This window comes from Arthrobacter antioxidans (assembly GCF_023100725.1).
In the GTDB taxonomy this organism is placed as follows: Bacteria; Actinomycetota; Actinomycetes; order Actinomycetales; family Micrococcaceae; genus Arthrobacter_D; species Arthrobacter_D antioxidans.
On record NZ_CP095501.1, the window covers coordinates 1,295,125 to 1,308,137 of the forward strand.

Annotated in this window: 14 protein-coding genes; 11 read left to right on the forward strand and 3 right to left on the reverse strand. The window is 72.9% G+C overall.

Translation table 11 applies throughout. The annotated features are described in order from the left end of the window. Window positions 1-60 precede the first annotated feature (60 nt). Together MWM45_RS05955 and MWM45_RS05960 are read left to right on the forward strand one after the other, a co-directional pair. Entirely contained in the window at window positions 61-1,563 is a 1,503-nt protein-coding gene (locus tag MWM45_RS05955) for a CYTH and CHAD domain-containing protein (RefSeq protein WP_247828657.1), read from the forward strand. 15 nt (window positions 1,564-1,578) lie between these two features. Beyond that, window positions 1,579-1,932 carry a hypothetical protein gene (locus MWM45_RS05960; RefSeq protein WP_247828658.1) on the forward strand — a complete coding sequence of 118 codons (354 nt, stop codon included), beginning with the start codon at window positions 1,579-1,581 and terminating at the stop codon, window positions 1,930-1,932. A 10-nt stretch (window positions 1,933-1,942) separates the two neighbouring features. Here the strand turns inward: MWM45_RS05960 and MWM45_RS05965 are convergent, their stop codons facing one another. Together MWM45_RS05965 and moaA are read right to left on the reverse strand one after the other, a co-directional pair. Further along, window positions 1,943-2,194, reverse strand: a complete 252-nt coding sequence (locus MWM45_RS05965) for a MoaD/ThiS family protein (protein ID WP_043447786.1) — start codon at window positions 2,192-2,194, stop codon at window positions 1,943-1,945. Between the two features lies 1 nt (window position 2,195). Then, window positions 2,196-3,266, reverse strand: coding sequence for a GTP 3',8-cyclase MoaA (gene moaA, locus MWM45_RS05970; RefSeq protein WP_247828659.1), 1,071 nt, complete (start codon window positions 3,264-3,266; stop codon window positions 2,196-2,198). 197 nt (window positions 3,267-3,463) lie between these two features. Between moaA and MWM45_RS05975 the strand changes: the two genes are divergently transcribed. The 7 genes from MWM45_RS05975 to MWM45_RS06005 are packed head-to-tail and all read left to right on the forward strand — an operon-like array spanning window position 3,464 to window position 9,042. Beyond that, complete coding sequence (locus MWM45_RS05975) at window positions 3,464-5,011, forward strand: molybdopterin-dependent oxidoreductase (protein ID WP_247829153.1); 1,548 nt, start codon at window positions 3,464-3,466, stop codon at window positions 5,009-5,011. A gap of 46 nt (window positions 5,012-5,057) precedes the next feature. Continuing rightward, on the forward strand, window positions 5,058-6,377 hold the full coding sequence (locus MWM45_RS05980; RefSeq protein ID WP_247828660.1) for a molybdopterin molybdotransferase MoeA: 1,320 nt from the start codon (window positions 5,058-5,060) through the stop codon (window positions 6,375-6,377). Then, window positions 6,374-6,859, forward strand: a complete 486-nt coding sequence (moaC, locus tag MWM45_RS05985) for a cyclic pyranopterin monophosphate synthase MoaC (RefSeq protein ID WP_247828661.1) — start codon at window positions 6,374-6,376, stop codon at window positions 6,857-6,859. The genes MWM45_RS05980 and moaC overlap by 4 nt, the downstream gene beginning before the upstream one ends. Next, window positions 6,856-7,341 carry a MogA/MoaB family molybdenum cofactor biosynthesis protein gene (locus MWM45_RS05990; RefSeq protein WP_247828662.1) on the forward strand — a complete coding sequence of 162 codons (486 nt, stop codon included), beginning with the start codon at window positions 6,856-6,858 and terminating at the stop codon, window positions 7,339-7,341. Before moaC ends, MWM45_RS05990 begins: the two co-directional genes overlap by 4 nt. After that, window positions 7,328-7,765: a molybdenum cofactor biosynthesis protein MoaE gene (locus MWM45_RS05995; protein ID WP_247828663.1), complete on the forward strand. Its 438-nt coding sequence runs from the start codon at window positions 7,328-7,330 to the stop codon at window positions 7,763-7,765. Before MWM45_RS05990 ends, MWM45_RS05995 begins: the two co-directional genes overlap by 14 nt. A gap of 9 nt (window positions 7,766-7,774) precedes the next feature. Continuing rightward, window positions 7,775-8,548: a 4-hydroxy-tetrahydrodipicolinate reductase gene (gene dapB, locus MWM45_RS06000; protein ID WP_247828664.1), complete on the forward strand. Its 774-nt coding sequence runs from the start codon at window positions 7,775-7,777 to the stop codon at window positions 8,546-8,548. Continuing rightward, entirely contained in the window at window positions 8,545-9,042 is a 498-nt protein-coding gene (locus MWM45_RS06005; protein WP_247828665.1) for a hypothetical protein, read from the forward strand. Before dapB ends, MWM45_RS06005 begins: the two co-directional genes overlap by 4 nt. Before the next feature lie 24 nt (window positions 9,043-9,066). On the opposite strand, the gene MWM45_RS06010 is transcribed toward MWM45_RS06005, so the two are convergent. Then, a complete protein-coding gene (locus tag MWM45_RS06010; protein ID WP_247828666.1) occupies window positions 9,067-10,248 on the reverse strand; it encodes a heparan-alpha-glucosaminide N-acetyltransferase domain-containing protein in 1,182 nt (393 codons plus the stop codon). Window positions 10,249-10,350: 102 nt separating this feature from the next. Here MWM45_RS06010 and dapA point away from each other — a divergent pair, with 102 nt between their 5' ends. Next, window positions 10,351-11,289 (forward strand): 4-hydroxy-tetrahydrodipicolinate synthase, encoded by a 939-nt coding sequence (gene dapA, locus MWM45_RS06015; RefSeq protein WP_247828667.1) that lies wholly within the window; start codon window positions 10,351-10,353, stop codon window positions 11,287-11,289. Then, window positions 11,286-12,986, forward strand: coding sequence for a ribonuclease J (locus tag MWM45_RS06020; RefSeq protein ID WP_247828668.1), 1,701 nt, complete (start codon window positions 11,286-11,288; stop codon window positions 12,984-12,986). The genes dapA and MWM45_RS06020 overlap by 4 nt, the downstream gene beginning before the upstream one ends. Window positions 12,987-13,013: the final 27 nt, after the last annotated feature.

Below are 13,013 nucleotides of genomic sequence, written 5' to 3' on the forward strand. Positions count from 1 at the left end.
CGGCCTGCTGACGCCGACCGGTGAGCCGATATACAGTGCCCTATGCGTCCCGATCCATTGGTGGAGATTGAACGGAAGTTCGACGTCGACGACGACGCCGCGGTTCCTTTGTTGCACGACCTTCCCGGGGTGGGGAGGGTCGACCAGCCGGTCGAGTTTCGCCTCGAGGCCGAATACTTCGATACCGAGGACCTCCGGTTGGCTTCCCGGCGCATCACGGTGCGACGGCGAACCGGGGGTGAGGACGCCGGCTGGCACCTCAAGATCCCCGCCGGCCCCGACGAACGCCACGAACACCATGAGCCGCTGGGCAGGAAGGCCGATGGCGTCCCCACCACACTCCTGGACCTGATCCGGGTGCACGTCAGGGACAGGGCGCTGGTGCCGGTCGCCCGGCTGACGACGCGACGCATCGTGCACCACCTCCACGGCGAGGACGGCGGGGTCCTGGCCGACCTCATGGACGACCGCGTCCAGGCGGACGTGCTTCTTCCCGCACCGGCCGGCCTGCACTGGCGCGAATGGGAGATCGAGCTCGTCGACGGGTCGATCGACCTGCTCGATGCCGCGCAGGCACGGGTCACGGACGCGGGTGCGCGCCCGTCCGCCCACAGCTCCAAGCTGGAGCGGACCCTGGGCTCCATGCTCCGCACCGTCGCGGACGGGCGACCCACACCGACGCCGGACGGTCCGGCCGGGGACGTGCTGCTCGCCTACCTCCACGAGCAGCTGACCGTCCTCGAGCAGCAGGATCCCCAGGTGCGGCAGGACGCACCCGACGCGGTCCACCGCATGCGGGTCGCCACGCGGCGCGTGCGATCCGTCCTGGGCACGTACCGCTCCCTGCTGGAGGACGCCGGCGCCGTACGGCTCCTGCGCGAGGAACTGAAGTGGCTCGCCGGCGTCCTCGGCCGGGCACGGGATGCGGAGGTCATGCACGCGCGGCTCAAGGAGATGCTGGCCGACGAGCCCGCTGACCTCCTGCTGGGCCCGGTCGAGCGCAGGGTGGACCTGGAACTCGGGGACGGCTACCGGAAGGCGCATGCCAGGGCTCTCAAGGCGCTGGACTCGGAACGCTACTTCCGGCTGGTCGACACACTGGAGTCACTGCTGGCGGCCCCGGCCCTGACCGCACGGGCTGCCGAGCCGGCGGCCCGTGTGATCCCGGAGCTCCTGAACCGGGACATCCGACGCCTGCGCGCGGCCGTCCACGAGGCCAGGCACCACCCCGCAGGGCTGGGCGACCATCCCGCCCTCCATCAGGCGCGCAAGGACGCCAAACGGCTCCGGTATGCAGCGGAAGCCGCGGCGCCGGTCGGGCGGAAGAAGATCGCACGCGTCGCGGACGCCGCCCTGGGGATCCAGAAGATCCTCGGCGAGCATCAGGACAGCGTCGTGACGCGTGACCTGCTGCGCCGCCTCGGCGCCGCGACCTCGCAGCAGGGCGAGAACGGGTTCACCTACGGCCGGCTGCATGCCCTGGAGCAGGTCGCCGCCCTGCGGGCCGAATCGCGGTTCCGCCGGGAGTGGAAGTACTTTCCCACGGCGCTCGGCACGAAATAGGAACGGACTCCTGCCATGAGGTCCTACCCGCGGTACGAGACCGTCAGCTTCCTGCGCGCGGCGGGAGCCGGCTACATCGAGGGCCTGGTCCTGATGCGCTACGCGCAGAAGGCGGTCGAGGACCGCGGGCTCCCACCCCACGAGCGGGTGGCCCACGTCGAGGTCTGGGGTGAGGAGACCTGCGGCATGAGCAGCCACCAGGGGCATCCGGTGGACCTCACCGTCGAGAACAAGGCCATCTACTGGTACCGCGTCACCATCGAGGGGCCGCCGGAGGAACGGCGCCTGCTGCCGGACGCTGCTGTCCCGGCGGGAAGCCTGATCGACGGCGTCGAGCACGCGCAGGTCGAGGGCGCCGCCGCCCCCTAGCCTCCGCTCCCTAGCCTCCGGCGAAGGGCGGCAGGACGTCCAGCACGTCGTCGTCCCCGAGGACGGTCGAGGTGTCCCGCAGCGCCACCTCGTTGAGCAGGAAACTGCTGCGCCCGAGGACCGTCGCCAGCGACGGAGCGCCGGGCGAGGCAGGGCGTGCGCGCAGCTCGTCGAGCACGGCGGAAAGCGTGCGCCCACCGGGCAGCCGCTCCTCCCCGACGCCGGTGGCGGCCTTCGCCGCCCCGAAATACCTCACGAGCACCTCAGCCACCGATGGCGCTCATCGACCGGTCGGGCTGGACGAAGTCGTCGGCGCCGAGTCCCGTATGGCTCATCCCGTGCGCCCGCGGCTTCAGCCACATGGCGTCCCGCCAGCGCTGGGCCACGGCCTCGTCGTCCGCGTCGGAGCGCAGGAGGCCGCGCAGGTCCGTCTCCTCGTGGGAGAAGAGGCAACTCATGATCTTGCCCTCGGCCGTCACGCGCGTCCGTCGGCAGTCGGCACAGAACGGCTCCGTGACCGACGCGATGATGCCGACGGTCCCGAGGACGACGTCGGGAGCGGCCTTCGACCGGACCTCCCACCGCTCGGCGGGCGCGCCGTCGCGGTTCCGGGGGTCCGGGGTGAGGACGAAGCGCGTCTCGACCAGCGCGCGCATCTCCGCGGCGGTCACCATGCCCTCCTTCGTCCAGCCGTGATCGGCGTCGAGGGGCATCTGCTCGATGAAGCGCAGTTCGAAGCCGCGGGACACCGCCCATTCCACGAGATCGGGCGCCTCGTGGTCGTTGATGCCGCGCATCAGCACGGCGTTGATCTTCACGAGGCCCAGCCCGGCTTCGGCGGCCGCCTCGATGCCCCGGAGCACACGGTCCAGGAACGGCCGGCGGGTCAGCTGGGCGAAGGTCTCGGGGTGCAGGGAGTCCATGGAGACGTTGATGCGTGTGAGCCCTGCGTCCTTCAGCTGCACGGCACGGCGGTCCAGGCCGAGGGCGTTGGTCGTCATCGAGATCGGCAGGTCGGCGTGGTTCGTGCGGATGTCACGGATGATGTCGAGCAGGTCGGCCCGGACGAGCGGTTCCCCGCCCGTCAGCCGCAGCTCACGGACACCGAGCAGGTCCACGCCGATGCGCACCAGCCGGACGATCTCCTGGCGGGACAGCACCTGGTCCTTCTGCAGCCAGTTCAGGCCCTCGGCCGGCATGCAGTAGGTGCACCGCAGGTTGCACTTGTCCGTCAGCGACAGGCGCATGTCCGTCGCCTGCCTCCCGTGGGTGTCCAGAAGGCCTTCGACCGTGCCCCCGCGGGCGACGCGCGGCATTCCCAGTTGGATTCCCATGGAATCGAGGTTACGCCCTCCGTCGGCCCGGACCCTACCCGGGCGCACACGGCCGGGCGGGGCTTCCGCCCGGCGTCGCCGCCCTGTAGAACGCGGGGAACCTCCCTCCACCCGCGGTCGTGTAAGCAACGGACCCGTCCGGGCGGACAGCGGAGCGGCCGGGACACGACGGAAAGGCAGGAATTCCCCCAGTGAGCATGCGACGCCCCGCGTGGGCAGCCGTCTCCGGCGCGCTGGCGGTGGGGCTGGGGGTGATCGCCGGTGAGTTGGCGGCAGCCGCACTGAGCCCCTCCGTCAGCCCGGTCAGCGCGGTGGGCTCCTCCGTCGTCGACCGCGTGCCCCCGGCCGTCAAGGACTGGGCGATCGCCTGGTTCGGGACCGCGGACAAGGCCGTTCTCCTGGCGACGATCGCCGCCGTCATCACCGGGATCGCCCTCGCCGCCGGTGCGCTCGAGTACCGGCGGGCCTTCGCCGGCAGGGCTGTCGTCGTCGGCTTCGGGATCGTCGGTGCGCTCGCCGTGGCCTCGCGCCCGCAGTCCTCCACCGTCTCCCTCGTTCCCCCCGCGGTGGCCACGCTCGTCGCGATCCTCGTCCTCGGCGCGCTCATCAGGGCGCTGCGCACGTGGTCCCGGGCGGCCGACGACGGCGTGGAGGGCTCGCTCCCGGCGCGCCGCCGGTTCCTCCAGGGCGCCGGAGGCACCGCCGTCGTCGCCGTCGCCACCGGCGCGGCGGCCACCGGCGTGCGCTCCTCCCAGTCCGCCGTGACGCAGCAGCGCTCGTCGATCACGCTGCCCGCGCCCGCCGGGGCGGTGCCGCCTGCGGAGGGGTCCTTCGTCCCCGAGGGCGCGGACCTCGGGATCGAGGGCATCAGCGGGCTCGTCACGCCGACCGAGGACTTCTACCGGATCGACACCGCCCTCGTGGTGCCCGTCGTCGACGCCGCGGACTGGTCCCTGAAGGTCACGGGACTCGTGGACCGCGAGATCGAGATCACGTTCGACGAACTGCTCGCCCTGCCCCTGATCGAGCGCCACGTGACCCTGGCCTGCGTGTCCAACACCGTGGGCGGAGACCTGACCGGCAACGCGCGCTGGCTCGGCTGGCCCGTGCGCGAGCTCCTGGCCCGGGCCGGCGTGCGGCCGGAGGCCGACATGGTGCTGTCGCGGAGCGTCGACGGCTTCACCGCCGGCACGCCGCTCGACGCCCTGACCGATGCGCGGGACTCGCTGCTCGCCGTCGGCATGAACGGGGCGCCGCTTCCCGTGGAGCACGGATTCCCGGTCCGGCTCGTGGTCCCGGGTCTCTACGGCTTCGTGTCCGCGACCAAATGGGTGACCGAGCTGAAGGTCACCCGCTTCGCCGACGACACGGCGTACTGGTCCACGCGCGGCTGGTCCGAGCGCGGCCCTGTCAAGACCTCCTCCCGGATCGACGTGCCGCGTCCGAGGGCGAGCGTTCCCGCGGGCGACGTCGTCGTCGGCGGGGTGGCCTGGGCGCAGCACCGGGGCGTGGAGGCCGTCGAGGTGAGGGTCGACGGCGGCCCGTGGCAGCGTGCCGCACTCGCACGGCCGATCTCCGCCGACACGTGGTGCCAGTACAGCGCCACGCTGTCACTGCAGGCCGGCGAGCACACCCTCCAGGTGCGGGCGGTGGACCGGGAGGGCGGCGTGCAGTCCGAGGACACGGTGCCCCCGGCGCCCGACGGCGCCGAAGGGCTGCACACGGTAACGTTCTCGGTGACCTAGGCCACGCCCGCCGGGCGTGCCCGGCACCAGCGCGCGGAAGGCAACCATGAGACGAACCGTCGCCGAACACCAGGCCGCGGTGGCCGCACTCCTGCACCCGGGCAGCGGGTACCGCCGCACGGCTGCGGAGGTGCTCGCGCTCGGCGACGCGCTGGGCCGGGCACTGGTGGAGGACGTGCACGCGCCGGTGAGCCTCCCACCGTTCGACAACTCCCAGATGGACGGGTACGCCGTCCACGCCGACGACCTCGCGGGGACGGCCCCGCTCACGGTGGCCGAACCCATCCCGGCCGGCATCGTGCCGCCGCCGCTCCGGCCGGGGACGGCCGCCCCGATCATGACCGGCGCCATGCTGCCGGCCGGCGCCGCCGCCGTCGTGCCCATCGAGCGGGCACAGCCCGACCGGTTCTACTCCGCAGCGGACCGGGCGGCCGGGACCGCGACCGTGCGCCTCCCCGGCGGCATCGACGCCGGACGCTTCGTGCGGCGGGCCGGCAGCGACATCGCCGAGGGCGGGATCGCGCTGCCGGCCGGCACACTGCTCGGTGCCGCCCAGCTCGGGCTCCTCGCGGCCTGCGGTGTGGGCGAGGTCCGTGTGGCCCCGCGCTTCCGCGTGCTGCTCCTGTCCACCGGGGACGAGGTGGCCGAGCCCGGCACGGACCTCGCCCCGGGACGGATCTACGACGCCAACACGACGCTCCTCGAGGCGGCGCTGCGGGAGGCCGGCGCCCACGTCACCCGCCACCGCCTGCTCGGGGACGATCCGGCCGTGCTCCGGGAGGCCCTCGCCGGCATCACGGCAGGCAGCACCGACCTCGTCCTCAGCAGCGGGGGCATCAGCCAGGGTGCCTACGAGGTGGTGAAGCAGGCGCTGGCGGCGAGCGGCGTGGAGTTCTCCTCGGTGGCCCTGCAGCCGGGCGGACCCCAGGCGCACGGCACCATCTCCGGCGTCCCGTTCCTGGGGTTCCCCGGCAACCCGGTGAGCGCGATCGTCTCCTTCGAGATGTTCCTGCGGCCTGCCCTCCACCGGCTGACCGGTGTCCCGGCGCCCCGCCCCGTGCTGGAGGCGGTCCTCGCCGAGGGCGTGGACAGCCCTCCCGCCAAGCACCAGGTGCGTCGCGGCGTCTACCGCGCCGGGAGGGTGGCGCTCGTGGGCGGCCCCGAGTCCCATCTGCTGCACGCCCTGGCCGCCGCCAACTGCCTCGTCCACCTGCCCGAGGGTGTCGCCTCGCTCGCCCGGGGCGACCGCGTCATGGTCACGCTCATCGGTCCCATACCGGCGGACCCCGTGGCAAGCGACGGCCCGATCACGGCGGACGGGGCCGGATCTGGTGGAATGGACTCCGCAGAAAGGACTCCATCATGAGCACCCCACCCCCCACCGAGGGCCTCTCCCACGTCCGGTCCGACGGCACCGCCCACATGGTCGACGTCTCCGGCAAGCAGGCGACCGTCCGCCAGGCCGTCGCCGAGGCGACCCTCGAGACCACGCCCGACGTCGTCGCCCTCATCACCGACGGCAGCCTGCCCAAGGGGGACGCCCTCGCCGTCGCCCGTGTCGCCGGCATCATGGCGGCCAAGCAGACCTCCACCCTGATCCCGCTGTGCCACCCGCTGCCGCTGTCGAAGGTGACCGTCGACTTCGAGCCCGACGGCGGCCGCGTGCGGGTCGTGGTGCTCGCGAAGACCACCTCGCTCACGGGCGTCGAGATGGAGGCCCTGACGGGCGCGTCCGTCGCCGCGCTGACCCTCTACGACATGATCAAGGCCGTGGACAAGCACGCCGTCATCACCGGCACGCGCGTGCTCTCCAAGTCCGGCGGCAAGAGCGGGGACTGGACCGTATGACCCCGCTGCGCACCGCCGCCGTCGTCATCGCCTCCACCCGTGCCGCCGCCGGCACCTACGAGGACGAGTGCGGCCCGGCCATCACCCGCTGGCTCTACGACCACGGCTACGCCGTCGCCGACGCCGTCGTGGTCCCCGACGGCGACGCCGTCGGCACCGCGATCGGTGCCGCCCTCGAGGCCCGCCCGGCGGTGCTGATCACGAGCGGGGGGACGGGGCTCAGCCCCGACGACGCCACGCCCGAGCAGACCGCCCCGTACCTGACGCGCAGCCTGCCCGGCGTCATGGAGGCCGTCCGCCGTGCCGGGGCCGACGCCGTCCCGACGGCGGTCCTCAGCCGCGGGCTGGCGGGCACCGCGGGCCCCACCTTCGTCATCAACCTGCCCGGATCGCCCGGGGGAGTCCGCGACGGACTCGCCGTCCTCGCCCCGCTCATCGACCACATCTGCTCCCAGTTGGAGGGCCACAATGACCACCGGTGAAGTCGTGCACGCCGCCGTCGCCGACACCCCCATCACCCCCGAGGAGGCGCACGCCGGCGTCGACTCGCCGTACTGCGGGGCCGTCGTCGGCTTCAGCGGCGTGGTGAGGGACCACGACGGCGGCCGCGACGTGAGCTCGCTGAGCTACTCGGCGCACCCGAGCGCCGGACGCGTCATCCGCGAGGTGGCCGAGGAGATCGCCGCGCGGCACGACGGCATCCGGATCTGGGTGGCCCACCGCGTGGGACCCCTCACGATCGGGGACCAGGCGCTCGTCGCCGCGGTCGGGGCCGCGCACCGCGGCGAGGCGTTCCGGGCCTGCTCGGACCTCGTGGACCTCGTGAAGGAGCGCGTCCCCATCTGGAAGGAACAGTTCTTCGTGGACGGCAGCGTGGAATGGGTCGGGGCAGGGGCGGAACAGTAGGCTTGGGGCATGACTGAACTACTGCCGGTGGCCGTGCTGGGTGCCAGGGGACGCATGGGATCCGAGGCCGTCCGCGCGGTCGAGGCGGCCGACGACCTCGAGCTCGTCGCGGCCCTCGGCAGCAGCGACCCCCTCGACTCGCTCGTCGCCGCCGGTGCCCGCGTCGTCGTCGACCTGACCGTCCCCGACGCGACCGTCGGGAACGTCGGCTTCGCCGTCGAGCACGGCATGCACGCCGTCGTCGGGACCACGGGCTGGACCGCCGAACGCCTGGCCCGGCTGGAGGCCCTCCTGGCCGCCACACCGGCCACGGGCGTCCTGATCGCCCCGAACTTCGCGCTCGGATCCGTGCTCGCCACGGCGTTCGCCGCCGCCGCGGCACGCTACTTCGAGTCCGTCGAGATCGTGGAGCTCCACCACCCCGACAAGGTCGACGCCCCCTCCGGCACCGCCGTGCGGACCGCCCAGCTCGTCGCCGCGGCGCGCGCCGCCGCGGGCGTACCCGACGCCCCGGACGCCACGCGGGACCAGCTCGACGGAGCGCGCGGCGCCCGCGTGGACGGCGTGCCCGTGCACTCCGTGCGGCTCCGCGGACTGACGGCCCACCAGGAGGTCCTGTTCGGGAGCGCGGGAGAGCAGCTGACCCTCCGCCATGACTCCTTCGACCGCGCCTCCTTCATGCCCGGCGTCCTCCTCGGGATCCGCTCGGTGGCCCGGCACCCCGGGCTGACCGTCGGACTGGACGGCTACCTGGACCTGCAGACCGGCGGGGCGGGGTCGTGAGCCCGCCGAACCCGGTCCTCGGCTTCTACCGGCAGCACAAGGTCAAGGCCGGTGTGCTGCTCATCACGGCGCTCCTCGTCTTCTGGCTCGTGGTCGCCATCCAGCGCAGCTTCCTGCTCCTCGGCGACCCCGACCCCGTGGCCAAGGCCCTGGGCGTCGGGTACCTCCTGCTGCCGTGCATCGGCGCGTGGGCCCTGGTCCGGGAGCTGCTCTTCGGCGCCCGGACGGAGCAGATGGCCCGCCGGCTCGACGCCGAGGGCGGCCTGCCCGTCGACGACCTCCCGAGGACTCCCGCCGGGCGGATCGTGCGGTCCGCGGCCGACGCCGCCTTCCCCGCCTTCCAGGCCGAGGTGGAGGCTGATCCCGGGAACTGGCGGAGCTGGTTCAGGCTCTCCTGCGCCTACGATGCCGCGGGCGACCGCAAGCGCGCCCGGCGCGCGATGCGGGACGCCGCGAAGCTGTACCGGCAGCACGGAGCGGGCGCCCCGCGCTAGCAGGGTGCACGCAGGCCGAGGGCGTCAGTGCCGGGCGTCGGCGCGTCCGTCCCGCGCCGCGTTCGCCGCACCGGAGGCGAGCAGTTCCAGGGGTCCGCGGGACCGTACGCGCTGGAACAGGATGCCGATGGCGATCGCGGCGGCCACCTGCAGCCAGAAGACCAGCAGCGGGTCCGGGAGCGGGACCAGCTTGTCCGCCCAGCTCATGACGCAGATGTGGAGGGCGTACAGGGTCAGCGTCATGGCCCCCGGTGCCGAGAGCGGCAGGAGCGCCTGGGGGAACCGGCGCGTGAGCAGGAGGCAGACCGCGACGACGGCCGCAGCGGAGCCCGCCACGTGCACCAGATCGAGCGTCGTCCCGGAGTGGGGTGCGCTGACCGCGAGCCACCACCACGAGCCGGACTGGTCCACGCCCGCGAGCCCGACGTCGAGCATCGCCTCCAGCGGGTAGCGGCTGCCGTCCGGCGTCGCCAGGAGGGCGGCGAGGCCGCCGCCGGGCCCGAGGAGCTGGGCACTGAGCAGCCTGGCCCCGGCCGCGGCGAGCACGCCCGCACCGAGGAGCCCCAGCTGCACGCCGAGCCGTGACAGGTCCAGCCGCCCGATCATCAGTCCCACGAGGATGAAGCCGAGCCACTGCAGCACGGGGTAGTACCCGGTCAGGAAGAGGTCCGCGGCGAGCGTCGTCGGCACGAGGAAGTGCTCGAAGACCGGGTTGCCGCCCACCGAGGGCGGGTCCACGGCCGCGGTCACCAGGGGCCGCAGCAGGTAGGCGACCACCGGGGCGACCAGCAGCCAGCCGGCCGTCCACGCCGCGAGCGCCCGCAGCCGCAGGCCCACGAACGGCAGTGCCAGGAGGAACAGCACACCGTAGTGGACGAGGATGATGGCGATGTTCGTCTCCACGCCGCCGAGGACGAGCCCGATGAGGGCGATCACGAGGGCGCGGACCGCGATGCCCGTGCGGTCGGCGGAGAGCGTCCGGTCGCGGTGGGGGACATGCCCTCCCGTCAGCAGGGCCAGCCCGATCCCCGCGACGACGGCGAAGAGGCCTGACGCCCGGCCCGAGAACAGCAGCGCGGTCCACGTGGCGTCCGTGGTGCCCGGCGCGTAGAGCGGCAGGATGTGGGTGCTCATCATGCCGAAGAGGGCCACGCCGCGCGCCGCGTCGATCCCGGTCAGGCGGCGGGGCGCGGACGTCGTGTGCATCCAGCCATGGTCCCACAGGCACCCTCCGCCCCGACGGCGCGGCGGCCCCGGACGCCGTGCCCGGGCACACCGGGTTCCGCCCGACCGGGTAACGTTTTACCCATGGCTGAAACCCCCTCCCGCATCCGCCCGTTCGGTTCGCTCGTGGCCGCCATGGTCACGCCTCTCACCGACGACGGCGGCGTCGACCTCGATGCCACCGCCGCCCTCGCCGCGAAGCTCGTCGACGACGGCTGTGACGGCCTGGTCGTCTCGGGCACCACGGGGGAGACCTCGACGCTCGAGGACTCCGAGAAGGAGGACCTCTACCGCGTGGTCGTGGAGGCGGTGGGGGACCGCGCGCGGGTCATCGCCGGCACCGGCACGAACCACACCTCGCACTCGGTGGAGATGGCCCGCCGCGCCGAGCGTGCCGGAGCCCACGCGCAGCTCGTCGTGACGCCCTACTACAACAAGCCCACCCAGTCCGGCGTGCTGGCCCACTTCACGGCCGTGTCCGAGGCAAGCGACCTGCCGATCATGATCTACGACATCCCGGGCCGATCGGCCATCCCCATCACCACGGACACGATGCTCCGGCTGGCGGAGAACCCCAGGATCGGCGCGTTGAAGGACGCGAAGGCGGACTTCGCCGCCGTCACGCGGGTCCTCGCCGCCACGGACCTGGACGTGTACGCGGGCGACGACGGCCTGACCCTGCCGTGGATGGCCGCCGGCGCCGTCGGGGTCGTGAGCGTCAGCGCGCAGGTCGCCACGGTCGCCTTCCGTGCGCTGGTCGACGCCGCGGCGGCGGGTGATTTCGCCGAGGCCCGCCGGATCCACTTCGACCTCGACCCCGTGGTGCGTGCCGTGATGACCCACATCCCGGGCGCCGTCTCCGCGAAGCAGATCCTGCGCCTGCAGGGCGTGCTCACCAACGCCGTCGTCCGGCTTCCCCTCGTCGACCCGGACGAGGCCGAGCTGGCACCGGTCCTCGCCGATCTGGCCGAGGCGGGCTGGAGCATCGGGTCCCCGGGGACGCACCGGGTCGCCCGGGCATGAGCGACGCGGCCGGCGTCGGTCCCGCCGCGAGGGCCCTGCCCCCGGCGCTGGAGCAGGGCACGCTGCGGATCGTGCCGCTCGGCGGCCTGGGGGAGATCGGCCGCAACATGGCGGTGTTCGAGATCAGCGGCAAGCTCCTGATCGTCGACTGCGGCGTGCTCTTCCCCGAGGAGACGCAGCCCGGCGTGGACCTGATCCTGCCGGACTTCTCCTTCATCGAGGACCGGCTCGACGACGTCGTCGGCCTGGTGCTCACCCACGGCCACGAGGACCATATCGGGGCGGTGCCCTATCTCCTGCGCCTGAAGGCCGACATCCCCCTCGTCGGCTCGCAGCTGACCCTCGCCCTCGTCGAGGCGAAGCTGCAGGAACACCGGATCCGCCCCTACACCCTCACCGTGTCCGAGGGGCAGATCGAGCAGCTCGGCCCGTTCGAGTGCGAGTTCGTCGCCGTCAACCATTCGATCCCGGACGCCCTCGCGGTGTTCATCCGGACCGCGGCCGGCAACGTCCTGCACACGGGCGACTTCAAGATGGACCAGCTGCCGCTCGACGGGCGGATCACCGACCTGCGGGCGTTCGCGCGCCTCGGCGAGGAGGGCGTGGACCTCCTCATGGTCGACTCCACGAACGCCGACGTCCCGGGCTTCACGACGGCGGAGCGGGAGATCGGCCCGGTGCTCGAGAACCTCTTCGGGCAGGTCCGGAAGCGCATCATCGTCGCCTCCTTCTCCTCCCATGTGCACCGGGTCCAGCAGGTCCTCGACGCCGCCCACGCCCACGGCCGGTTCGTCTGCTTCGCGGGCCGGTCGATGGTGCGCAACATGGCGATCGCCGCGAGGCTCGGCTACCTGAAGGTGCCGGACGGCATCCTGGTGGACATCAAGAACGTCGACGACCTGCCGGACGACCGCGTGGTCCTCATGTCCACCGGCTCGCAGGGCGAACCCATGGCGGCGCTGTCCCGCATGGCCAACGGCGACCACCGCATCACCGTGGGCAAGGGCGACACGGTGATCCTGGCGTCCTCGCTCATCCCCGGCAACGAGAACGCCGTGTACCGCGTGATCAACGGGCTCCTGAAGCTCGGCGCCGACGTGATCCACAAGGGCAACGCGAAGGTGCACGTGTCCGGCCACGCCGCGGCCGGCGAGCTCCTCTACTGCTACAACATCCTCAGGCCGCGGAACGTCATGCCCGTGCACGGCGAGACCCGGCACCTCATCGCCAACGGGAAGCTGGCGCAGCAGACGGGCGTCCCGGCGTCGAACGTCCTGCTCACCGAGGACGGCTCGGTCATCGACCTCGTGGACGGCAGGGCCCGCGTGGTGGGAGCCGTCGAGTGCGGCTACGTGTACGTGGACGGCTCCAGCGTGGGCGGGATCACCGACGCCGACCTCAAGGACCGACGGACCCTCGGCGAGGAGGGGTTCATCTCGATCATCACCGTGGTGAACCGCAGCACCGGCACGATCGTGTCCGGACCGGACATCCACGCGCGCGGGTTCGCCGAGGACGACGCCGTGTTCGACGAGATCAGGCCGAAGATCGCCCGGGCCCTCGAGGAGGCCGTGACGAACACGCCGGACCACACGACGTACCAGCTGCAGCAGGTCGTCCGGCGCATCGTCGGCACCTGGGTCAACCGGGGCTACCGACGGCGCCCGATGATCATCCCGGTGGTCCTGGAGGCCTGAGGGCGGCAGGTCCCGGGAGCCCGCCAG